Raw genomic sequence first — 23438 nt, 5'->3', positions numbered from 1 at the left:
TCTTTCTTCAATTTCCTATATCTTTTTTCAAAAACAATGCTATCTTTTCTAAAGAAAGAGTTAAAGTAATGAGTAACAAAACTTATTTGCTTATATACTCATTAGATTTCTTGCAAAATTAACTTCTAGAGGTAATTTGTACGTCAATCCGGTACTCGAATCTTCACGTAGATTAACTACGCTGCGGTTCTGCATTCCGTGTTTCCTTCAAATTCCTCTCTATAAGTTTAATTTTGCAAGAAATCTATTTTATTTGAAAAATTGGTGGTAATGTCTTTGTAAGACCTCGGATGCTAAACGTTTAATAACTGCCGCCACTCCTCAGCTTACAGCTAGATTACTCTTTTCTAAGTTGTGTAATGTTGTTGCGTGGATCGATTTTCCATTGTCATCTCCCCCAGCAAGCTTGTAGCGTGGGATCCAGCTTAAAATACTAATATTATTAGTATTTTAAATTGTTTTTATGGGACCCCCCGGGGGGGGCGCGCAAGCGAACTAGGTGACACAGTGGATTTTACCGGTCCACGCAACAATGCCAAGTTGGGTCGAAGTATACTACTCTTCATTTTACTTCGGAGTATACTGCAAGCAAATGAAGAATAGCCAAAATAAAAAAAATAGACTTCTTGCATATCCTCCTTCTAAAGGTAGTTTATCCACAGAATCTAGTAATTCTTGACATATTTTTATATTAATAATATCTTTCTATTAAAATTTGGGAGATATTTAGATTAACTTATGAAAATTGCTAAATCACAGGCAAAGATACTTTTTTCAGCATTAAATGAATAGAATAACACCGGTTTACTTGATGATAATACGACTATATTACTTAAAAACGATATAGAAATATTAAATTTTGATTGGAAGAAATTAGCTAGATATTCTTTTTGGGTTTCTTTAATATGTATAGTTATTGCTATTAATGCTATTTTGTCTGATCGTTATCTACGCGAATTATTATAATATATTTTTAATGCCCGTATCTGCTGAAATTTATTACCTTATCAACTTTATCGGGAATAATTTATTTTGTTGGTTTTAAAAGACAGCAACAAAAACCAGAGAAAATTTTTAGCAATGGGGCAGTATTATTTTTAGGGGTCTTAACCACTGCTTATGCTATTTATCAACTAGGAAAAGCATTTGATTCAGGGAGTGGACATTTTTCCATTTTATTGCTTGTATCTTTTATTGTTTATGCCCTATTAGGATATTTCTCTAAATCAAATTTAATTTGGTGCTTTGCTTTATAGGTAGTTGGATGGGAGCAGAAACCGGGTACATGTCAGGATGGGGAGCATATTACTTAGGTATGAATTATCCATTACGTTTTATATTATTTGGAGGAATATTAACATTCTCTGCTCTTGCACTAGAAGAAAATAAAAAATTCAATCATTTTACTCAAGTAACTCTTGTAGTTGGTTTATTATATTCATTTATTACAATGTGGTTATTATCAATATTTGGAAATTATGACCCTGAAGATTATTACTTAAAGTCGGTAAAGCCGATAGAATTATTTCATTGGTCTTTATTATTTGCCTTAATGTCCGGAGCAGCTATTTATCACGGTTTAAAACAAGATAATTCGGTAACTAAAGGATTTGGAGTTACTTTTTTATTTATTAATTTATATACAAGATTTTTTGAATATTTTTGGAATACAACTCATAAAGCAGTATTTTTTACAATTCTAGGAATAAGCTTTTGGTGGCTTGGAAGCAAAGCAGAGAAAATTTGGAATCTTACTACAAAAAAATAATTAATATATAAAGTTCTGCTTTTGTAAGGAACGTATATATTCAGATAGAACTTAAAAAATTGGCAGCAATGTCTTTGTAAGTCCTCGGATGCTGAACATTTAATAACTGCTGTTGTTCCTCGTCTTGTGGATTCCTTGCTCTTTTTAGCTATAAATTATAAGATTTTTTTGAAATAGGATATATCTCTCAAAAATCTTATTAATTTTCGCTAAAAAATAGCTTTAATTATCAATTAAAGCTATTTTGTTAACAGTCCCATAAAGTAGTTTTTAAGCAATAATATATAATAAATATCCTACAATAATATTAAAAAATATTAAGGGTAAAATATATGAATTATTTAGGATACGGTGGTATTTCTCTTGGAACAATACTTGTAATAGTAATATCATTTAATGTGAACAAATCGATATTATGGGCTATCATTCATGGATTTTTTGGTTGGTTTTATATTGTGTATTACTTGTTATTTAGAAAATAATAGGAATCATCTACGAGAATAAAAGCTTTAAGTTGCTTTAAAGATTGAAGTTTGTTAATCTCTACAAAAATATATTTGAGATTATATGATAACTACATATTTAAAGGAAAATAATTCTATAGTAAAAAATGAAGAATATATTATTAATGAATCCACATTATGGATTGATTTATTCAATATAACCGATGAAGAAAAAGTAATAGTAAAAAATACATTAAATATAGAAATACCGACTTTAAAGGACATATCGCAAATTGAGATTTCCGAGAGGTTATATGTTGAAAATGAGGCGTTATATCTAACTATTACGGAACTCGTTAATAAAGAGCAAGAATTGCCTGAAACACATTCTATAGTATTTATTTTGTATAAAGGTTGTCTTATAACCGTTCGTTACGTAGAATTAATACCCTTTAATGACTGTATAAATAAATTTGCTAAGCAGCTTAATAACAAACATAATGCAGAAAATATTTTATTTATATTACTTCGTAATATGGTAACAAGATTATCGAATATTGTACAGTCGATTAGTATGGATATTGATGATTATGGACGTTTAATACTTGATAATAACATTAATGATTTGCGTATAGATCATACCAATGTATTAAAGAAAATAGGTCGAAAAGGTGATTTACTTTCTAAAAGCCGTGAGTGTTTATTTTCTTTAACTATGGCTATTCAATATATTTTAAAATCTCCACAAATAACTCAAAATAAAGCATCTAAGGATCTATTAGATACATTGCTTCGAGATGTAGACTCAATAATTAATTTTTCACAATTTATATCTAGCGAGATTGCAAGAACCCTAGACGCAGCACTCGGTATGATTGCAATGGAACAAAATAATATTATTAAAATTTTCTCATTGGTTACTATATTTTTTCTCCCACCCACTTTAATAGCCAGTATTTACGGCATGAACTTTACCGTAATGCCTGAGCTTAAATCACCGTATGGTTATCCTATAGCCTTATTCTTAATGCTATTATCTACAATTATTACCTATAAATATTTTAAGAAACGAAAGTGGTTGTAAGTTTTTATTGAGAATAGTTCGATAGAATTTTACATAAAAATCAATGACCGTATTTTATAGTCAATTGATTTGGACTCGCCTACTACATTGCTCGTCGCTCTCCTACTAGTTATAGGCTTCGCGCTCCTTGCTCATTGTATGCAAATCCAATTGAATTGACTATATGACATTGACACTATCTTAATTATTATATTACCAAAAGTTAAAATTTCTTAAATTTCAATTTAATAATAATTAGGATTTAAATATGAGCGAATTAGATTTTGAAGTAGAAAAGACGAGTTTTATATTAAGTGTTATTGATATTATTGAAGAGTATATAAAAGCAGAATTTTTATTTGATTATGAAAAGCAAAAAGAAAATTTTCAGTATATTTATAATAATTTAAAGTACCTTGAATTATCGATGCCTATTGAAAATGCTGAAGTTATGAAAGAGTTTTTTAGATTAAAATCAGAATTTAGGAAGTATGTTAAAGATAAAAATAAAAATGTAGATGATGAATTTTTACAAGCAATATATATATTTAGTCTTCTAAATTTATAAAAGAAAAAATTGTAGAAATAGAGAATAAAATAGAGCATATTAAAAATGGTCAACCTGAAAATGAAGAAGAAAAAGAGACTTATAACTGGAGTAAGAGTAATGAATTAAAGCAAAAAGAAATAGAAAATGCTTATAAGAAAAAACAAGATAAGGAAAGTATAGACAGTTATAAACAATTAAGTGCAGAGGTACAAGCGTTAAGACCTAAATCATCAATAGAAAAGACGGAGGATCATTTATTAGTTAAAGATGGAATGTTAAGTGCAGAAGAAATAGAATCTATTATTTCAAACTATCCATTGTTAGAGATAGTAGCTAGTAGTTATTCCAGGGAAAATAATATAACTGAAGATAGAATTATTGAAGCTAGAATTATAGTAAGAAGATTATTTGAAATTGCCCATAATTATTATGAAGATGATAAGCAAAAAGGCATAAATGAACTTGGAGCAATAAATGATACAAAAGCAGCTTATCTTCTTAATGAAAATATTCAAAAATTACTTAAACAAAAGCAACTTAGTTTTAAAGATATTGATTACGTAGTTGGTAATGAGTTAGAGAAGTTATGTGAATTAATAGCAGGAAATAGTACAATCCTTACTCTTAATAGTGACCAAATACATAACAGTAATGATTTTTTTGATTTAGCAATATTAGATAGGTTAGAAGAAACTCTCAAAAAATTATCCGATGATTTTACGGTAAATGATGAGCGGATAAAATTCTATAGAACACTAACAGAAGAAAATGATAAAAAATTCTTTTTTGAAAATTGGAAGTTAATAAAATGGTTTTCTGATTCCATAACTTATAAGGAACTATTGCAGTTGTTACCTAGTAAAAAATTCTTATTAGATCTCTTAAAAGATAAAAATCTATATAAATTAGCAGAAAAAATGACTATTTCTAACAATGAGTTACTTGAAATGTCAAAAGAGGCACAAGAAAATTATTTAAAAGAAATAAAGGTTGAAGATTGTTTAGATATTCATTTAGACTCTATGGATACTCATAATATCAAATTCATTGGTACTACCCTAACTATAGCATCAGATGTGACTTTTAATAATATCTCATTCAATTCGGATGCCACCTTAATTATAGAAGCAGGAAGGTCTTTGAATATCGCTGGTCTACTAACTCTAGGATCAGGCAGTACTTTAAATATCTCTGGCGAGGGTATACTAACTCTAGGATCAAATATTGTTTCAAAAGGTATAATAGAAAATATAAATAATGGTCAATCAGTAATGCACAAAGGAATAACTTCTGAAATTCTTTTAAATAACACTATTGCACTCAATTTAAATTTTATGGAAGAAAATACGGATAGTAATTCAGATATAACAATATTGGGAAATACTGATCCGGAGATTTAATAAACAATATTGCAAGTTCTTTCTACACTCTATTTTTATCCTTTTTCGCCGGTTACTTTATAGTCTTATTTTTAATGCTATTATTTATAATTATTAACTATAAATTTTTATTGATAATATATAGTTTTATATGATTTTTCCTTATTAAAAACTTAACAGCTATTAATAAAAATATCAACTCTATCTTGACTTTTTTAAAGATTACCATATTATGTGGTAATTCCATAGAATATGGTAGCTAAGTTAATTGTATAAGGATGTAAATATGCAAAAAATATTGCTTAAAGGCCCGGATATAAGTATGAAAAATGAAAATCCTGATATCAAGGAAATAAAAACCTTAGCTGACTTACCTTCAGGTACAGGTAGTGAATATTTTATAAATGCACATGGATCAGAGTTTTTCTATAAACCTACTAATTTAGGTTTATGGGGAAAAATTAAATCATATTTTATGCCTGAGCCTTCTTACTTATCAATGAGTATATTTTCTGATGAAGGTACAACTTCTATGTTAGATATTACACTGCTTAATAAAATACAAAATAATACCACTGAAAATCAATGTAATATTGTTCACATATTTTCTTGTCATTCAGGTGCAGCTCAACATCATTTAGATTGGATACAGGGCAATATGGTGTTATGCACTTATAATAAAGCCAGCGATGCAAATATTATACTATTAGCTCAAAATAATTACGATGCTAGAACAAAAAATGACTCTTCACTGATTGAATATATAAGAGATAATTTTCATTTATTAGCAGCGTCAGATTTTAGTATAAGCTATAAATTAGACGATCAAATTTATAGTTTTTCTTTAAGTGCTAATAAAATTAAAAATATGAAAAGCATCGAGGAGTTGCCGGCTTTTCTACATAAAGAATATGAAGCTTTTGTAAAATTTTATAAAAATATTCATGCGGAATATCATGAATCATATCCCGAAATATTTAACTTAAATATAGAAACAAAGCCGAAAGGATTAACATACGCTGACTTAATCAGAGTATTTAGTAGAGCTTTCACCTTAGAAACATATAATTTTAATAAATTTTCTCTAAGCAAGATAGAGACTATGTTAAATCAGAAAGGATTATACACTAATACTAGTATAGATGACGCTATAGAGCAAGGGAATTCTAAACTATTAATGTGTTTACTTAATTATGGTAATACTAAAGTAAATTCCTATAATCTTAATAAGGCTATAGAGAAAGGTGATTTAGATATTCTAAAAGCTGTACTTGAACATAGTACTACAAAAATAGAATCATATAATCTTAATAAGGCTATAGAGAAAGGTGATTTAGATATTCTAAAAGCTGTACTTGAACATAGTACTACAAAAATAGAATCATATAATCTTAATAAGGCTATAGAGAAAGGTGATTTAGATATTCTAAAAGCTGTACTTGAACATAGTACTACAAAAATAGAATCATATAATCTTGATAAGGCTATAGAGAAAGGTGATTTAGATATTCTAAAAGCTGTACTTGAACATAGTACTACAAAAATAGAATCATATAATCTTAATAAGGCTATAGAGAAAGGTGATTTAGATATTCTAAAAGCTGTACTTGAACATAGTACTGCGAAAATAGAGTTCTATAATCTTAATAAGGCTATAGAGAAAGGTGATTTAGATATTCTAAAAGCTGTACTTGAACATAGTACTGCGAAAATAGAGTTCTATAATCTTAATACAGTTATAAAAAAAGGCAATCTAGAAATTCTAGATATTGTACTTAAGCATCCTAATATAGAGGTAAACAGCTATAATATTTGTACGGCAGAAGAGAAGCATAATTTGGAAGTTATTGAATTAGTAAAAAAATATTATAATTCTACTATAAATACTATTACGTCTGAAGAAACTACTATAGATACAACACTTACTGTAGTAGAAGCAGTACCGGTATTAGGAGAGGGGATAGAGGGAACATAAGTAATAAAAAATAAAGTCTGAATTTTGCTACAAGCTCGGCATCGTTGCATGGATACCCAAGTCATCATTGCGAGCGACTGCAGGTGTTGTTACATGGTGCGATTCTTCTTGTGTCATCCTGCGAGCTTGTAGTGGGATCCAGTTAAAAATATTAAAATTATTAGTATTTTAAGTTGTTTTATGGATACTGTGGTCAAGCCACGGTATGACACCGAATGCGTTTTTTGATCCACGCTGGTAATGCCAAGTCATTCAATAAAATCTAAATATTTCTTAGAATTATTTTACTTAATTCATAATTCAAGTGTGAGAAGTTTATCTCTGCAAATCCTTTTCTTGGAATAATAATCATTGCGAATTTTATAGCCTTGAAGCTAGAATCACTAACAATAATTCTAATTAGATGTCGTATACGCCTTTTAATTTTATTGCGAATCATGGCTTTTTTATTTAGCTTTTTGCTAACTTTGATCCCTAAAAAGACATTATATTTTAATTCAAGGAAAATTTTAGGAAGTGTTTTTGCTATTACCAAAATAAAATATCTTTCATGGAACTTCTTCCCAAACTTATTTATAAGTTCAAATTCTTTTTGATTTTTTAAAGAGGTAATAGACAATTTGATAAGTCAGATTATTTTAAGCAGATAATTTATGTCTACCTTTAGCACGGCGTCTTCTTAAGATTGTTCTTCCGGATGGAGTAGCCATTCTAGTTCTAAAACCATGTCTTCTTTTTCTAACTAAGTTGCTAGGTTGAAATGTACGTTTCATAATATTTATACCGAACGAAAATAAAAATTAATTGTTATAAACATATCATCCCATGGTCTCTTTACAGGATCTTGTATCACAGCCTGTGTCCTGAGATCCCGTGGTTGACCACGGGATGATAATTAAACTAAATATGTGCTTTTGCTTTTTCTATGATACTTGCGAATCCGTCACTGTTATTGACAGCAAGTTCTGCAAGTACTTTACGATCTATATCAATTTCTGCTTTTTTAAGAGCTCCCATAAATTGAGAGTAAACAAGCCCATGTTCTCTTACTGCTGCATTTATTCTTTGAATCCATAAGCCTCTAAAATCACGCTTACGGTTTCTACGATCTCTATAAGCATACTGGAGGGCTTTTTCTACTTTTTCAATAGCTACTCTAAAACAGCTATTAGCTCTACCTCTATAGCCTTTGGCTAATTTGAGGATTTTTTTATGTCGATTTTTGGCAATTTTTCCTGATTTTGCACGTGTCATTGCTGTAGCTCCTAATTAATTAATTTATACCGTACGGTAAAAAATATTTTTTAATATTATATCCGTCTTGAGGACAAAGTATTGTAGTTCCTCTAAGGTTACGAATTTGAGCTTTAGTACGACGACGTCTAAAGTGGTTTTTACGTGCTTGAGATGCAATAACCTTGCCGCTAGCAGTAAGTTGAAAACGCTTCTTTACAGCGGATTTGGTCTTTAATTTAGGCATAATTTTTCCTTATTTTGGTATTTCTAGATTTGCCGGTAATATTTAGGCATACCAAAGCCATATTACCGATGAAACCTAGATAATAGTTTTTTTATTAATTATTGCAAGTTTTTTTTTAAGGCTTATATACGCACCTTAACATAGATACTATCAGTAAATAAATTTTTAATTAAAACTAAATTAGTTATTGATTTTTTAAGAAAAATTCATATTCTAGGTGTAAATTCAATCTAAAATTAAAATTCTATGAAAAACACTAATTTTTTTGCAGCTCCTACTGATACTAACTTCAAGTTCAATATAAAACATGGGGATGCGGTTAAATTTCATATCCCTGAAGGTAGCAGCGTTGGAGTAAATGCTGAAATGCTCGGATTGTTTGAAACTAGCCCTTATATTAAATTTACATGTAATAAAAATTCAGAATCAGTAATATTAGAATCAGGAAAGAGTTATCAGCCTTTTATTATAAATGATAAGTTAGAGATAACTCCTTTAGGTGATGCACCTATGAATAATATTGTAGAACTCGATTAAATTTTTATTGAGCAAACAACTCTATTATTTTTTTAAGCTATTTGCTATAATGGGGATGCTGAATACATATTAGTACTGAAAATGTTCGGACAAAATCCTAAAAGAAGCATATTAAACGGTGACGGTACTAAGTTAGAGGTACAGTCTATTTTTAAGACTATACAAGGGGAGGGCATTTTTGTAGGTTGCCCTGCGATCTTTATTAGGCTTGGGGGATGTAATCTTGCTTGTAATTTTTGTGATACGGAGTTTGAGGATTTTGAGTTAGTAGATATAGATAAGATTTTAAATAAAGTAGAAGGCTTGGTATTAAATTCTAAAAATGAAAAATCAATTAATTTAGTAGTAATAACCGGCGGTGAGCCGATGCGTCAACCTATAGAATTATTATGCTGGAAGTTACTAGATCTGGATTTTAAAGTCCAAATAGAGACTAACGGTACGTTATATCGCTCTTTGCCAAATGAAGTGTCTATAATTTGTTCGCCGAAAGCGGGTAAAAACGGTTATAGTAAAATAAGAGAAGATTTACTGCCTAAAATTAGTGCGGTGAAATTTATCGTTGCTAAAAATATTATGGAATATAGTTTCATTCCGGAAGTAGGACAAATAGCTTATAATATACCGGTTTTTATTCAACCTATGGATCAAAACGACCAAAGACTTAATGACGAAAATAATGAGTTAGCAGTAAAATTAGTACTAGAAAGCGGTGCTAGGTTATCTTTACAAACTCACAAATTTTTGGGAATTGAGTAAAGTATATTGGGTATTTTACAAATATGTCTTGAATTTTTTATTACTTACAACTATTATAATCTATTTTAAAGCTAGAGTATTTAGAGAAATGAGTAAAATATTAGAACTTGAAGCGAAATCCCGCACGGAATTCGGTACGGGAGCAGCAAGAGCATTGAGAAGAGAAGGGCGTGTCCCGGCTATTATTTACGGAGCGGGTAAAACACCTGTTAGTATTTCTTTAGAAGAAAAGGAAATAACTAAATATTATAGAAAGCCGGCTTTTATCTCTCAGTTAATTAATTTAACAATTGATAAGAAACAATATAAAGTATTACCGAAAGCTGTGGAGTTGCATCCCGTGACGGATATAGTACGCCATGTGGATTTTGTCTTTTTAGAAGAAAAAACCCAAAAAATGGAAGTACCTGTAGTATATGAAGGGAAAGAAAGAGCTTTGGGCGTTAAAAGAGGCGGGTATTTTAATATAGTAAAAAGAAGAGTGACTTTATTATGTGATGTTAATAATATCCCAAGAAACGTAACTATCGACGTTACCAATATGCCTATTGCTACTTCGCTAAAATCTTCAAAAATAGAATTACCGAAAGGATGTAGTTTTGCTACAAAAAAAGAATTTGTTCTTGCAACGATTATAGGACGTAGAGGAGCAAAAACCGAAGCTGAAGGGGAACAACAAGCCGCTGAAGCAGGGAAGTAACATCGCTCCGGCAGAGGACGTTGCATGGGCTGGTTTTTTCGTCATTGCGAGGAGTCGTAGGCGTTATTGGTTAGCGCGTTTTATGTCACTCCTGCGTATGCGGGAATCCAGAAAATAGCCTTAATATTGCTACACATTATTGACAAAATAAACCTAAAAAAACTAGTTTTTTTAGGTTTTACTGGGTTCCCGCATACGCAGGAATGACATTCTGAATGTTCATACACTTCTTCCAAATCATATTTCTTCAAAAATTTTCCATCACATTTATTTTAGGTAAATTATTATGATTCTTGTTATTGGTCTTGGTAATCTGGGAAAAGAGTATCAATATACGAGGCATAATATTGGTTTTATTGCTATAGAGAAAATAGCAGAGCAATATAATTCATCATTTAGTACAAAGAAAAAATTCAATTGCGAGATTGCTGAAAATACTAAGGGTGGACAAAAGATAATTTTTATAAAGCCTACTACTTACATGAATTTATCCGGTAAGTCAGTGATATCGGTGAAAACATATTATAATATCCACCCCGCAAAAATCTTTGTTATTCATGATGATATTGATTTAGAAACAGGTAGAATAAAATTTAAAACGGGTGGCGGTAACGGTGGGCATAACGGTTTAAAGTCGATTGATGAGGTTATAGGTAATAATTATAACCGGATTAGAATTGGAGTCGGTAGACCGCAAAATAATCAGGATATAGCAGATTACGTACTTAATAATTTCTCTAAACCGGAGTATGAAACAGCGTTGCAAGCTATAGATAAAATAGCTAATAATTTTGGTTTGATATTAGAAAATAAGTTAGAGGCATTTAATGTATACCAAAATCGTCATTGCGAGCAGCCGTAGGCTGCGTGGCAATCTCAGGAAATAATAAAAAACTCCTGAGATTGCTTCGTCAATTACTTCGTAATTTTCCTCGCAATGACGGATAAACCGATCCACGCAATAATGCCACGCGGGAACGACATAGAAAGGAAAAATTTATGAAGCAAGATTTTGAAATTGTTTATGCTGATGAAATGGATAGAACTCATAGAACTATAATTATTGAGGCTTTGAACAAAGATGCTAGAGAAAAAAAGGGGTTAGTAGGAGATATTGAATCTTTTTCATTTTCCTGTTTAGATCAGGATAAAAATTTTGTTGCAGGAATTAGCGGTATGAGTTCTTAGAGGGGGATTTTATATTGATTCACTTTTTGTTAATGAAAATATAAGAAACCAAAATTACGGTACTTTACTAATGCAAAAGGCCGAGGATTTAGCACGTGAACGAGGCTGTAATTTTATTCATCTTGTTACTATGGACTTCCAAGCAAAACCGTTTTATGAGAAACTGGGGTATAAAATTGAATTTGCTATGCACGGTTACGAAAAAGATTCTATAATGTATTATTTACGGAAAAATTTATGACACTAAAACTTGGAATTGTTGGGTTACCGAATGTCGGTAAGTCGACGTTATTTAATGCCTTAACGACAAGCCAGGCTGCGGATGCCGCTAATTATCCGTTTTGTACTATTGAGCCTAATAGCAGCAAAGTTTTAGTGCCGGATGAGCGTTTACATAAACTAGCAAATTTAGCCGGAAGCGGTAAAATTATTCCGTCTTATATTGAGTTTGTTGACATTGCAGGGCTTGTTAAAGGAGCAAGTAAAGGGGAGGGGCTTGGTAATAAATTCTTATCTCATATCAGGGAAGTCGATGCAATACTGCACGTACTGCGTTGCTTTGAAGATGAGGATATAACGCACGTACATAATAAAGTCGATCCGTTACATGACCTCGAGATTATTGAAACGGAGTTAATACTTGCCGATATAGAATCGGTTGAAAAGCGTTTAGCAACAAGTGAAAAACGCTTGAAGTCAGGCGATAAAACAATGGCAGAGCAGATAGAGCCGTTAAAAGAGGTTTATAAAGTACTGGCAGACGGTAAACCTGCAAGAGTATTAAATGAAGCTTTAGGAGTTGATAATTTAAAGCAATTGCAGTTAATTACCTCTAAGCCCGTTTTATATGTATGTAACGTACTTGAACAAGATGCCGTTGTCGGTAATGAATTTACAAAATTAGTAGCAGAAAGAGCAAAGAAAGAAAATGCTAAAAGCGTTGTAATTTCTTCAAAAATAGAGGCTGAGATTGCTTTACTTGAAAACATGGAAGAAAAAGAAGAGTTCTTAAAATTTATAGGTTTAGATGAAACAGGGCTTAGTAAAGTCATTAAAGAAGGGTATAATCTCTTAAACCTTAAAAGCTTTTTTACCATAGGTCCTAAAGAAGCTCATAGCTGGACTTTTAAAGACGGTACACTTGCACCTGCCGCCGCCGGTATTATTCACACCGACTTTGAAAAAGGCTTTATTAGAGCCGAAGTTATCAGCTATGAAGATTATATAAATCTCGGTAGTGAAGCAAAAGCCAAGGAAGTAGGCAAAATGCGTTTAGAGGGTAAAGAATATAAAATGCAGGACGGGGATATAGTACATTTTAGGTTTAATATTTAAATACTTAAAGTATTATTATCCTAGCTTATAGATGTCATTCTCGTACAGGATAAAAAAGTTATTTGTTTCAGCTAATCAAAGTCTTGCAATCGCTATGATATTTGCACCGATGATGATTCATATGGTTGGGCATAATCTACTTATCCCTATGACGCTTCGTTATGCACTGGAGGATGATGCTAAAGTAACAGGTACTGGCCGGCTCAATATTCGGTGCAATATACTACGTAGTTATCGTTGCTGTAACTTATTTGGTTTCTAAAATACACAGCGAAACGATAAGCAATTTTGCTTCGTTTTAAGTATTAGCTCTGCTATTTCGTTTTACTGTATTTGGGTTTTATATAAGAAAAAGTCAAGTATTCCTAACTAAAAACAGGTGTTGTCATTGCGAGCAGCTGTGGGCGTTGTTGCATGGCTCGTTTAATGTCATTCCCGCTTTCGCGGGAATGACATTAAGAATTTTTAATTCCTCTCTTTATTAGGGAGGCAAAAGAATATTATGCTACAATCTCATTATAACCTGGTACATCATCTGTATGCTCTTCACCCTCAAGAGTAATATCCTCTTTTAAGGCTTCCATACTACAGCTACTAAATACATCAAGGTTATTCTGCTCGCTTTGCCATTTTAAACTAGCTTTTTCAAAACTGACAATACACTCTTTAATTTTTTCTAATGTATAATTTTCTGCTTTCTGTAAAAAGTTATCTATATCGTTTTTTAACGTTGGATTCTGCTCACTAAATGCATTGAAAAATTTCTTAATGCCGGTTAATAATTCTTCTTTTTCATACTCTGTATCTTCTTCAAAACCTTCATCATCAGAGTCTAGAGCTTGAGCTATCGGTTTATTAATTGCCTCTTTATTGTTTTCTATATTCTCTTCTTCTTCAAAGCCTTCATCTATCAAATCTACAGTTTGATTAGTCGCTTGTTCTTTATGTAAATTATCAAGCAAGTTATCGCATAATTTTTGAATTAATTCGTTATTCTCCTGCACATATTTACGTCCTATTTCTTCTAATCTTTCAATATTTTTAGGACTTGCATCATCTAAACTTGCAGTCTTTTTAGTAATAGGTAATCCTATTTCAAAAAATTCATCTTCTCCTGGTAAATCATTTTTAACCTCGATAGTGGAAGAATTTTCCATATTGTTCATAAGTCTGCTTACTAATTTTCCTTTCACAAGCCAACCTATTACTCCGTCAAAGCCGATTTTAGGTATGGCACTCGTAGGTTCGATGTCATTACTGAAATTGAATGCACAAACCATAGTATTATCTAATATCTCTTTCTGCTCTTCACGTGTGAGGGTTTTCTCTTCGCGTATATGATTTTGCTCTTTATGTATATAACCTTTTTTAAGCAACTTTAAAACTTCGTTTGCCGGTCTGTTAGCATCGAGTCCCCCATCTGCATATGCATAAGGAGTACCTGAAGCATAATCATATCCTTGCATGGCCGCTTGATCCATAATAGGTTTAAAATATGTAGGTGCCGCTGTTGTTGCAAGTAATACGTCTTTTACCCTAACATGAGGGCTATAACCGTGAAAGCTGTCAAAAATTGCCAATTCTCCACCGTTAGTAGTCAAATCATTTACTGGAATAACAAGGCGGGAAGTAGTATTGTCCATTCTATTATCGCCTAAATATTTTTCTAATAATTCTTTTAAAGGCTTCTGACTATATTTATGAGTAAATAACTGCTTAACTGAACCTAAGGAAGTATCAGGAAATATATCACTTGCACTCGACTTAAATATCTCAAGGGCTTTTCTAGCACTATATTTTGCTTCTTTTGAACCTGGTTCTTTCGGAATTGTTAATAATGCAGCGATAAGACCACCGACACTAGTACCGGAAATAATAGGAAATAGTTCAGAAATAGATTTTCCTGTTCTCTCCTCGATTTCTATAAGTACCATTAACTCGGATATACCTTTAATTCCACCGCCGGAAAGTGCAAGTACTCTATTAGTTTTTGCATTATCAATTTTTTCTGCCATAACAATACCGTAAAGATTTACATTGTGCGGCAATATATAATAAAAGTTAATAATTGTCAATAAATTTATCTATATAAACTTAATAAAATTTAACCTATAAAATAAAATTGTACTTCGCCTCAACATCTTGATTTTTTACTTAGAAATATACTAAATATTAATTATATAAGTACTTCTGAAGGATTAAAACTTAGACTCGGTTTAATATTACATAATTTAGCCGATAGATTTTTTAAATATTCTACTATTAGAAATATTTATAAGAAAATTAAATCTGAAATATTAACCTTAGATAATGATTATTATGAAGAAAATTTTAATATTATCAAAACTGTTTTTAATAAACATTTTAATAAATTATTTAAAGATGAAAACAAAGAAAATATCAATGATACGGATTATCAAAAGCTATTGCATTTCGTATTTAATCCAAATTGCTCTATTCCTAAGATATTTACTTTAAACAAGAATATTACTGCTGATCATGTCAAAAGAGTATTATTAGAAGAATTGCAAAATAGTAATATCAACTTAAAAAGCACAAGTAAGAACCCATTTTTACAATACATAATTCTAAAGGATTTTTAGCTTTTGCTGAAATGATTGGCAGGAACAATAAAAATCAGTTAAAGCACCGGGTTTTAGAAGAAACAAACAGTGATTTATCTACTATATGTAAGATAACAAATACTAAAGAAGAAACTTTTACAATTAATCATATAGTACATTATAAAACCGGTAATGTACAAACAGATGTACCGGGCTTAGGAAAATATGGTGAAATTTTATCTAAATTTGAGCAAGAACACGAATATAAATGTGCTATTATAAAACGCATATTTGAAGTTGTACATGCTAAAGAATCGACGCAAAATATAGAAGAATTACCACGAAAACTAAATTACTTTGCTGAAAAGTTGACACATTTGCTATTTATAGTTGAGATACATAGAAATAATACAACCTTATTTACAGCTCCAATGTTTCTAGAACTTATTGATAAAAATATACTATTTTTATCAATAAGGAGTTTTTTCCTATGTTTGTACCACATACTATTGCTCAAATAAGGGGTATACTTAAAAACTATAAATATGTGTTACCAAATTCCTGTCCAATAGATTATGACACTACAAATGTACAAAACGGCAATCTGATTACTGGTCAAAGAAGGTAATATATTAATAGAATGGCTTAGTGAAAAATTAAATAATTATAAATTAGCAAATATAGCACTGGTATTTGATACTTTAGCTTTAATACAAAATTATAAAAACAAAAATATAGATAATATCAAAATCAATGACATCAAACATTTTTTAGAAAAAGTTAATAAACTAGAACATTGCCCTACATATTTGCTAAATTCACTAAATAAAAATTTAGCTGCTTTAGTTTATAAAGCAGGAGAACATAATTTAAAGTTCACAAAAACTAAACTTCTTGAAAAAAAGGAATTTCCTCAAGGGTTAAAGGATTTAATTGAAATAACTTATTGTGAATTTACTGGAAGCTTAAAAAATATTGAAGAGTTTTTAGCTTAAAAACAAGCATCTCGCAAGAAAGAAATCAAAAAAATATTACCCGAAATTCTACAAATTTTATGTGATAAAATAAAAGAATGATATGACATTGATGCACCTGAATATATCACAAGTACTAAGACAGTAGAAGAACAAGTATTAAAAGATATTACCTTAAAATTTAATCAAACTATTTCTCCTAGCTCGTCTAGAAAGAGATTAAAACTATCCCTTGCTAAAAAAAGAGATATATATAATGAAAATGATGATGATAGTAATCAAGCTTTGGAAACAACTGATATGGATGTAAAAACAACTGCTATAGACGATAGTATGAAAAAATATTTTAAACTAATGGGAGAACATACTAATACTATATACGATCAAAAACAGTATTAATATTATAGTCTTTTTGAGGTCCTAGAACTTGGTAGCTAAGAGTAAAAGAATCAGGATTTAAAAATATATAGGTAGCATTATATTGATCGCTGTCGCATAAGTGACTACCTACAGCTTTTATACTCTTCTGCTTTGAAGAATTGTTTTTGCAAAACTTCGGAGGACTCGCATGCTCACCTATTAAGTATAGGCTGTGCGTGCTCGCTCCTCGTTTTACATTCCAATTCTCCAAATCATTTGAGTATACACTATCCGTATCAACAAATTTTAATTGATAAAATAAGCTATTTTCAGGAGCAATAAAATATTTTGTAATATTATTATTCTTAAAAATATATCTATATTCTTTATTAGCGTGGATTTGATAATCGTAGTCGTTATAGTGAATTTGCAATTCCTCTTTATAGATTAATTCATTTAAACTTTCAGATAGGAAATATGCTACCCCCTCACCGTAACCATAATTATCATAATTCTATTAATCCGGTATTTTCCGGATAATCTTGAAAAAAGTTCTTTTACTGAATTGTTTTTTGAGAGCATTTGGTATATATCTATGTCATTCCTGCGAAGGCTTGCTTGCGTGGATCGAAAAACCCGTTCAATGTCATACCGTGGCTTGACCATAGTATCTAGAAAACAACTAAAAATACTAATATTATTAGTATTTTTAACTGGATCCCGCGATCAAGTCGCGGGATGACAGAGGTGGAAGTGAGCCATGCAACAAAGTCAGCTTGACCACGGGATGACATTTAGTTCTGCAATATTTTCATTAGCAAATTAATCTCTTCGCGTAATTCTATATCGTTTTTCAGTAATTCTTCTACTTTCTTAATAGCATGCATAACCGTCGTGTGGTCTTTTTTACCGAATTTTTTACCGATATCTGCAAGGCTTTTCAGCGTTAATGCTTTACTAAGATACATGGCTATTTGACGCGGTCTTGCAACTTCTCGTAATCTCCGCGACGAAGACATATCGGATAACTTAATATTATAACGACTAGCTACCTTTTTCTGAATATCTTCAACGGTAATTATTCTTTCATTAGAACGTAATAAATCTCTTAAAATATTTTGTGTATTTTCGAGTGTAATTTCTTTTAAAGTAAAATTAGAATGAGCAATCACCTTATTTAAAGCTCCTTCAAGTTCTCTAACGTTTGAAACGATTTTAGATGCTAAAAAATCAATTACGTCTTTCGGTATTTTAACATTCATCTGCTCAATCTTAGATTCTAGAATGCCGAGTCGCAGCTCATAAGTAGTGCTATGAACATCGGCAACTAAGCCCCATCCAAGACGAGATTTTATCCGATCTTCAATATTATCTAAATCTGAAGGCGACCTATCACAAGAAATAACCATTTGACGGTTATTATCAATCAATGTATTAAAAGTATGGAAAAATTCTTCCTGCGTACTATCTTTACCGCAAATAAATTGAATATCATCAATCATTAACACATCAACTGAGCGAAATTTCTCTTTAAACGAGATTACTTCTTTGTTACGCAGAGCTTTAACAAACTGATACATAAATTTTTCTGCCGACATGTATATCACTTTGCGGTTTGGGTTATTCTGCTTGATATACCAACCGATTGCATGCATTAAATGAGTTTTACCAAGCCCTACGCCGCCATATAGAAAAAGCGGATTAGACTCAGAAACCGCACCTGATGATTCCGCAACTGCTCTTGCTGCTGCATAAGCTAGCTCATTTGGGGCTCCAACCACAAAATTATCGAAAGTAAAACGTACGTCAAGGGTTGAAAAGATATTTGCTGAATTAAGTTCACTGCTGCCGATATCGGCAAAAGTCTTAGTAGGTAATTCTATAACTGTTTGGGTTGTTCCAGGTAACTCTTTAGTAATTATTTCAATTGATTTAATGGTATTATTATAATGTTGAAATAGTTGCAATATGACCATAGAGTACTTGGATTTTATCCAATCTCTAACAAAATTAGTAGGTGCACAAAGAATAACGGTATTTAATGAAGATTCTATAAAATTGACTTTACTAAACCAGCTATTATATAGAGTTTCACCGTAATGATTGTAAAGATCTTGAGCCACGTGACTCCAGACATTTACATAATTATCACCTTGATCCGTTAAAATTATTTGATTAGTACTCACTTAAAACTGCCACGGTAAGTTATTTTGTTTCCAGCCTTTATCTTGATTATTTCCCTCAAAGCCGTCACTAATATTATAACAATTTTTATAACCCATATTAGTTATAAAATTTGCTGCGATAAACGATCTATATCCGAACGGCACAGAAAAAATATTATTGCATCGATTTTATCGTTAATGATAGATAAAAAATTGTCTTCAAAATCTTTATTTAATTGCCAACTTAGAAAGATCACCTTATTTTTATTATCTAAATGAGGTATCCCCACTTGTTGCCACTCTTCTCTAGTTCTAACATCTACAAGAAAAGCATTATCATTTGAAATTAGTATATCATAAGCTTTTGTAGAACAGATATTTTGAACCGACATATTTATGTTTTTCTGCTGTTATTGATAATAAAAGTTAATAGAATTTTACCCATGTAGAATGGATTTATTAGAGTGCTTAAATTATTAAAGCATTTTAAAATGATCTTGGTATCTGATAATTTTAATAATATTATTATAAAAAAATTTTGCAAGATGTTATAGATGAATAAATTAAATAAAAACTCTTTACAAAAGAAACTTTTTTACCGTAGTAAAAATCGTGGTTGCAGAGAAATGGATTATATACTCGGTAGCTTTGCCGAAAAGTACCTATCCTTAATGGATGAAAAAAAACTTGAAGGCTATACTTTAATACTTGATCAAAATGATAATGATCTTTATAATTGGATTAATAATAAATCTTCTGCTCCTTCTTATCTAGATGCCGAAATAATTGATAAATTACGCAAAATAGCAAAAATATAAACTCCTATAGAATGTTACAACAAAAATTTCCGGCGGTTGCCAAATCTTTCTTTGCAATTGATAATTTTACTAAGAATCTTAAGCAAGATTTTATCTTGAGTGCAAGTAATGAAGAAGAGGCGTTGCAATTATACAAGCAAGTTTTATTTTTTTCTTCTAATGAAAATATTTATTACTTTCCAAGCTATGATACCATTCCTTATGATCATACGTCACCAAATGCAAATATCTTATCTAGACGTGCAGAAACATTAACCAAGCTAACAATAAATAATAGTAATGGCAAATTACTCATCACTCATGCAGCTAACTTATTAAACAAATTACCCCCGAAAGATTTTTTTTCTAAATATTTTTTGAAATTATCCCCTAAAATAAAATTTACTACGGATGAGCTTGCTATGTTTCTAGTAGAAAATAGTTTTACAAGAAATGCGAGTAGCATCGATGTCGGGGAATTTGCGGTTAGAGGCGAAATAATTGATATAATATTGCCAGGTCCTAAAGCTTATAGAATTAATTTTAGCTGGGATTATATTGAATCAATAAAAGAATTTGATATTGATACGCAAATTTCGACTAAATCTTGTACGGAACTCGTTATTAGTCCTGCAAATGAGATAGTTTTAAACTCTGAAACAATCGGTAATTTTAAGAATAATTACTTACGAAGTTTTGGAGTTAATCATACTGATAATCCTTTGTATGAGGCGGTAATATCGGGAAGAAAATTTTCGGGATATGAACAATTGCTCCCGTTATTTTACGATTCCTGCTCTAACTTAATAGATTATCTAAACGATCCTATTTTCATATTCGATAATCTGTCAAAACAAGCCATTTTAGAGTTTGAACATAGTTATAACGATTTTTATTCAGCAAGGTCAGAGACAAATAAACTTAAATTTAATAGTTTCTATCCTACTCTTTCACTGACTAGCTTATATTTTACCGTTTCTGAAATAACGGAATTACTAGAACGAAAAAACAATATATTGATTAGTTATGAAAATTCTGAGCAAGCTAGCTTAATTGAAAATATTAGTTCTGCAAGTTTTATAGAAAAGAAAACGGTTTTCGATAAATTATTTGAGATTATTAAAGCCCATTCTTCTAGAAAAATTGTGATAGGTGCAGCTTCTTTAAGCGGTCTTGAGAGAGTTAAAAGCATCACCCAAAATTATGAATATAAATATAATGAGATAAATAAATTAGACGAAGCTAAGGCTTCAGTAATAAATGTCGGAATAATTCCTTTAAGTCAAAGCTTTTATACTAAAGAATATTTATTTATTACCGCTAGCGAATTGTTAGAAGAAAAAACTAGTTCTACAAACACTAACAAAAAGCTTAAAAATATCTTGCTGGAGCTTGATAATTTAGCTGAAGGTGAGTTTGTAGTACACAAAGATCATGGAATAGGGCAGTTTTTAAAGCTGGAAGCTTTAGAAATCAAAGGTAAACTGCATGATTTCTTAAAGATTCTATATGCCGGTAATGATAAATTATATATACCCGTTGAAAATATAGAGGTAATAAAAAAATACGGCAATGATAATGCGGAGCTTGATAAGCTTGGCAGCGTCTCATGGCAAAGAAGTAAGGCGAAACTTAAAAACCGTATAAAAGAGATAGCACTGCATTTAATACAAATAGCAGCTAAAAGGAAACTTAATAGCAGTGCTTCCGTTGAATTTGACCTTGAAGAATATGATAAATTTTGTGCTAATTTTCCTTTCAGTGAAACGGAAGACCAGTTAACCGCTATAAACGATATTAAAGAAGATCTAAGAAGCAGTATGTTAATGGATAGGTTAATATGCGGTGATGTCGGGTTTGGTAAAACTGAAGTAGCAATGCGTGCCGTCTTTATGGTAGCAAAATCTCTAAATGAACATTTACCTCAAGTAGCCGTAGTTGTACCGACAACTATTTTATGTAGTCAACATTTTTCAAGGTTCATAGAAAGGTTCAAGGGTTTTGATTTAAATATCAAGCAATTATCTAGCGTTGTTAGTTCTAAAGAAGCAAAGATTATAAGATCGGAACTTGAAAGCGGTAAAATAAATATAATAATAGGCACTCATTCTTTATTACATAACAATACAAAATTCTTTAATTTGAAATTGTTAATAATCGATGAAGAACAGCATTTCGGTGTCGGTCAAAAAGAATTTCTTAAATCGCTAAAATCCTCTTCCCATGTACTTGCAATGTCGGCAACACCGATTCCTCGAACTTTGCAAATGTCAATGACCGGTTTAAAAGAACTTAGCATTATTGCAACGCCGCCTCTAAACAGGCTGGAAGTTCGTACATCGGTTATGCCGTTTGATCCCGTTATTATCAGAGATGCATTATTACGCGAACATTTTAGAGGCGGAAGAAGCTTTTATGTAGTTCCAAGAATTAAAGATATAGAGGATATCGAAAAACAATTAAAACAAATCATGCCGGAATTAAGCTATAAAATAGCTCACGGAAAAATGACTCCGAGTAAAATTGATGAGGTTATGAGCGAGTTTTATGCCGGCAAATTCGATATACTAGTCTCAACTACTATTATAGAATCAGGAATTGATATAGCCGAGGCAAATACCATGATCATACATAAGGCTGATATGCTGGGTCTTAGTCAGCTATATCAATTGCGTGGTCGAATAGGTCGAGGTAAAATGCGAGGCTATGCTTATCTAACGGTAGCAAGTCATAAAAAGATGACATCGCACTCCTTAAGACGCTTAGAGATAATACAAAATAGTTGTGCTTTAGGCTCAGGTTTTACTATTGCAAGCCATGATATGGATTTACGAGGCTTCGGTAATTTGATAGGTGAAGAACAATCAGGACAAATTAAAGAAGTAGGTACGGAACTCTATCAAGAAATGCTGGAAGAACAAATAGCTATTTTTAAAGATGAACCGGTTGTTTCAGAACAACCCTTTATCCCGACTATTAATTTGGGATTATCCGTCTTTATTCCGGATAATTATGTATCCGATTCGGCTCTTAAACTTGGGCTATATAGAAGAATAGGTAATTTAAGTAATGAGATAGAAGTAGAGAAATTTAAAGATGAGATGATTGATAGATTCGGTTCGCTACCGATTGAATTTAATAATTTACTTGATATTGTAAAAATAAAACTATTATGCTTTAAGTTAAATATTGAGAATTTAGATTCAGGAGATAACGGGTTTGTGATTAAATTTTATAAAAATGCCGATATGACTGATAAAATTTTAAAATTCGTTAGTACTTACTCTAATCAGGCAAAAATCAAACCGGATAATAAATTAGTATATATCAAGAAATTAGTAGATAAAAATATGATTACCGAGGCGAATCAACTACTTTGGAATTTATCGGAGGTGTAGACT

General features: G+C 31.0%; 23 protein-coding genes and 4 pseudogenes. 17 read left to right on the top strand and 10 right to left on the bottom strand.

The features are described 5' to 3' along the window. Positions 1–90: 90 nt before the first annotated feature. Complete coding sequence (locus tag RAS_RS05615) at positions 91–195, bottom strand: palindromic element RPE1 domain-containing protein (RefSeq protein ID WP_172616138.1); 105 nt, start codon at positions 193–195, stop codon at positions 91–93. A gap of 1069 nt (positions 196–1264) precedes the next feature. On the opposite strand from RAS_RS05615, the gene RAS_RS05605 reads away from it, so the two are divergent. Both RAS_RS05605 and RAS_RS05600 read left to right on the top strand, forming a co-directional pair. Further along, positions 1265–1768 (top strand): hypothetical protein, encoded by a 504-nt coding sequence (locus RAS_RS05605; protein ID WP_232049171.1) that lies wholly within the window; start codon positions 1265–1267, stop codon positions 1766–1768. A gap of 567 nt (positions 1769–2335) precedes the next feature. After that, entirely contained in the window at positions 2336–3295 is a 960-nt protein-coding gene (locus RAS_RS05600; protein WP_147143093.1) for a magnesium transporter CorA family protein, read from the top strand. 47 nt (positions 3296–3342) lie between these two features. On the opposite strand, the pseudogene RAS_RS11135 reads toward RAS_RS05600, so the two are convergent. Then, positions 3343–3458, bottom strand: a pseudogene (locus RAS_RS11135) (palindromic element RPE2 domain-containing protein); the annotation flags it as partial. 84 nt (positions 3459–3542) lie between these two features. On the opposite strand from RAS_RS11135, the gene RAS_RS05590 reads away from it, so the two are divergent. The 3 genes from RAS_RS05590 to RAS_RS05575 all read left to right on the top strand — a co-directional run bounded on the left by RAS_RS05590 (position 3543) and on the right by RAS_RS05575 (position 7178). Beyond that, a complete protein-coding gene (locus RAS_RS05590; protein ID WP_232049170.1) occupies positions 3543–3842 on the top strand; it encodes a hypothetical protein in 300 nt (99 codons plus the stop codon). 254 nt (positions 3843–4096) lie between these two features. Beyond that, entirely contained in the window at positions 4097–5224 is a 1128-nt protein-coding gene (locus RAS_RS11130; protein WP_232049169.1) for a hypothetical protein, read from the top strand. A gap of 265 nt (positions 5225–5489) precedes the next feature. After that, complete coding sequence (locus RAS_RS05575; protein ID WP_147143090.1) at positions 5490–7178, top strand: hypothetical protein; 1689 nt, start codon at positions 5490–5492, stop codon at positions 7176–7178. A gap of 262 nt (positions 7179–7440) precedes the next feature. Here the strand turns inward: RAS_RS05575 and rnpA are convergent, their stop codons facing one another. The 4 genes from rnpA to rpmI all read right to left on the bottom strand — a co-directional run bounded on the left by rnpA (position 7441) and on the right by rpmI (position 8658). Beyond that, on the bottom strand, positions 7441–7797 hold the full coding sequence (gene rnpA / locus RAS_RS05565; protein WP_147143087.1) for a ribonuclease P protein component: 357 nt from the start codon (positions 7795–7797) through the stop codon (positions 7441–7443). A gap of 19 nt (positions 7798–7816) precedes the next feature. Then, positions 7817–7951, bottom strand: a complete 135-nt coding sequence (gene rpmH / locus RAS_RS05560; RefSeq protein ID WP_010421915.1) for a 50S ribosomal protein L34 — start codon at positions 7949–7951, stop codon at positions 7817–7819. Positions 7952–8078: 127 nt separating this feature from the next. After that, positions 8079–8432 carry a 50S ribosomal protein L20 gene (gene rplT, locus RAS_RS05555; protein ID WP_010421917.1) on the bottom strand — a complete coding sequence of 118 codons (354 nt, stop codon included), beginning with the start codon at positions 8430–8432 and terminating at the stop codon, positions 8079–8081. 19 nt (positions 8433–8451) lie between these two features. Further along, positions 8452–8658, bottom strand: a complete 207-nt coding sequence (gene rpmI / locus RAS_RS05550; RefSeq protein ID WP_010421919.1) for a 50S ribosomal protein L35 — start codon at positions 8656–8658, stop codon at positions 8452–8454. Between the two features lie 246 nt (positions 8659–8904). Here rpmI and RAS_RS05545 point away from each other — a divergent pair, with 246 nt between their 5' ends. The 8 genes and pseudogenes from RAS_RS05545 to RAS_RS09950 all read left to right on the top strand — a co-directional run. After that, entirely contained in the window at positions 8905–9195 is a 291-nt protein-coding gene (locus tag RAS_RS05545) for a hypothetical protein (protein WP_147143085.1), read from the top strand. 81 nt (positions 9196–9276) lie between these two features. Beyond that, positions 9277–9954: a 7-carboxy-7-deazaguanine synthase QueE gene (locus tag RAS_RS05540; protein ID WP_010421922.1), complete on the top strand. Its 678-nt coding sequence runs from the start codon at positions 9277–9279 to the stop codon at positions 9952–9954. An 88-nt stretch (positions 9955–10042) separates the two neighbouring features. After that, the gene (locus RAS_RS05535) at positions 10043–10654 is read left to right on the top strand and encodes a 50S ribosomal protein L25/general stress protein Ctc (protein ID WP_147143081.1); all 612 of its coding nucleotides are present in this window, start codon (positions 10043–10045) and stop codon (positions 10652–10654) included. Positions 10655–10940: 286 nt separating this feature from the next. Further along, on the top strand, positions 10941–11516 hold the full coding sequence (gene pth / locus RAS_RS05530; protein WP_147143078.1) for an aminoacyl-tRNA hydrolase: 576 nt from the start codon (positions 10941–10943) through the stop codon (positions 11514–11516). A gap of 137 nt (positions 11517–11653) precedes the next feature. Next, positions 11654–11886: pseudogene (locus RAS_RS05525) on the top strand (acetyltransferase). Next, positions 11883–12083 (top strand): GNAT family N-acetyltransferase, encoded by a 201-nt coding sequence (locus RAS_RS05520; protein WP_232049367.1) that lies wholly within the window; start codon positions 11883–11885, stop codon positions 12081–12083. Before RAS_RS05525 ends, RAS_RS05520 begins: the two are co-directional and overlap by 4 nt. Next, entirely contained in the window at positions 12080–13177 is a 1098-nt protein-coding gene (ychF, locus tag RAS_RS05515) for a redox-regulated ATPase YchF (protein WP_147143072.1), read from the top strand. The genes RAS_RS05520 and ychF overlap by 4 nt, the downstream gene beginning before the upstream one ends. Before the next feature lie 82 nt (positions 13178–13259). Beyond that, positions 13260–13550, top strand: a pseudogene (locus RAS_RS09950) (Bcr/CflA family multidrug efflux MFS transporter); the annotation flags it as partial. A 127-nt stretch (positions 13551–13677) separates the two neighbouring features. Here RAS_RS09950 and RAS_RS05505 read toward each other — a convergent pair. Further along, the gene (locus RAS_RS05505; RefSeq protein ID WP_172616137.1) at positions 13678–15192 is read right to left on the bottom strand and encodes a patatin-like phospholipase family protein; all 1515 of its coding nucleotides are present in this window, start codon (positions 15190–15192) and stop codon (positions 13678–13680) included. Between the two features lie 599 nt (positions 15193–15791). Between RAS_RS05505 and RAS_RS09945 the strand changes: the two genes are divergently transcribed. After that, on the top strand, positions 15792–16262 hold the full coding sequence (locus RAS_RS09945; RefSeq protein WP_232049168.1) for a hypothetical protein: 471 nt from the start codon (positions 15792–15794) through the stop codon (positions 16260–16262). A 288-nt stretch (positions 16263–16550) separates the two neighbouring features. Next, positions 16551–16736, top strand: coding sequence for a hypothetical protein (locus RAS_RS05490; RefSeq protein ID WP_232049167.1), 186 nt, complete (start codon positions 16551–16553; stop codon positions 16734–16736). Between the two features lie 352 nt (positions 16737–17088). Here RAS_RS05490 and RAS_RS08650 read toward each other — a convergent pair whose 3' ends face one another. The 3 genes and pseudogenes from RAS_RS08650 to RAS_RS05460 form a co-directional block, all read right to left on the bottom strand. Next, the gene (locus RAS_RS08650) at positions 17089–17508 is read right to left on the bottom strand and encodes a DUF6314 family protein (RefSeq protein ID WP_197734690.1); all 420 of its coding nucleotides are present in this window, start codon (positions 17506–17508) and stop codon (positions 17089–17091) included. Positions 17509–17869: 361 nt separating this feature from the next. Beyond that, positions 17870–19261 (bottom strand): chromosomal replication initiator protein DnaA, encoded by a 1392-nt coding sequence (gene dnaA, locus RAS_RS05470; protein ID WP_147143069.1) that lies wholly within the window; start codon positions 19259–19261, stop codon positions 17870–17872. Beyond that, positions 19262–19632 (bottom strand): annotated as a pseudogene (locus RAS_RS05460) (rhodanese-like domain-containing protein). 162 nt (positions 19633–19794) lie between these two features. Between RAS_RS05460 and RAS_RS05455 the strand changes: the two are divergent. Then, entirely contained in the window at positions 19795–20058 is a 264-nt protein-coding gene (locus tag RAS_RS05455; RefSeq protein WP_010421957.1) for an FAD assembly factor SdhE, read from the top strand. An 11-nt stretch (positions 20059–20069) separates the two neighbouring features. Further along, the gene (gene mfd / locus RAS_RS05450; RefSeq protein ID WP_147143063.1) at positions 20070–23435 is read left to right on the top strand and encodes a transcription-repair coupling factor; all 3366 of its coding nucleotides are present in this window, start codon (positions 20070–20072) and stop codon (positions 23433–23435) included. Positions 23436–23438 lie beyond the last annotated feature (3 nt).

Origin of the sequence: Rickettsia asiatica (assembly GCF_007989425.1) — a bacterium.
GTDB lineage: Bacteria > Pseudomonadota > Alphaproteobacteria > Rickettsiales > Rickettsiaceae > Rickettsia > Rickettsia helvetica.
This window is presented reverse-complemented; position numbering and strand designations above follow the sequence as displayed.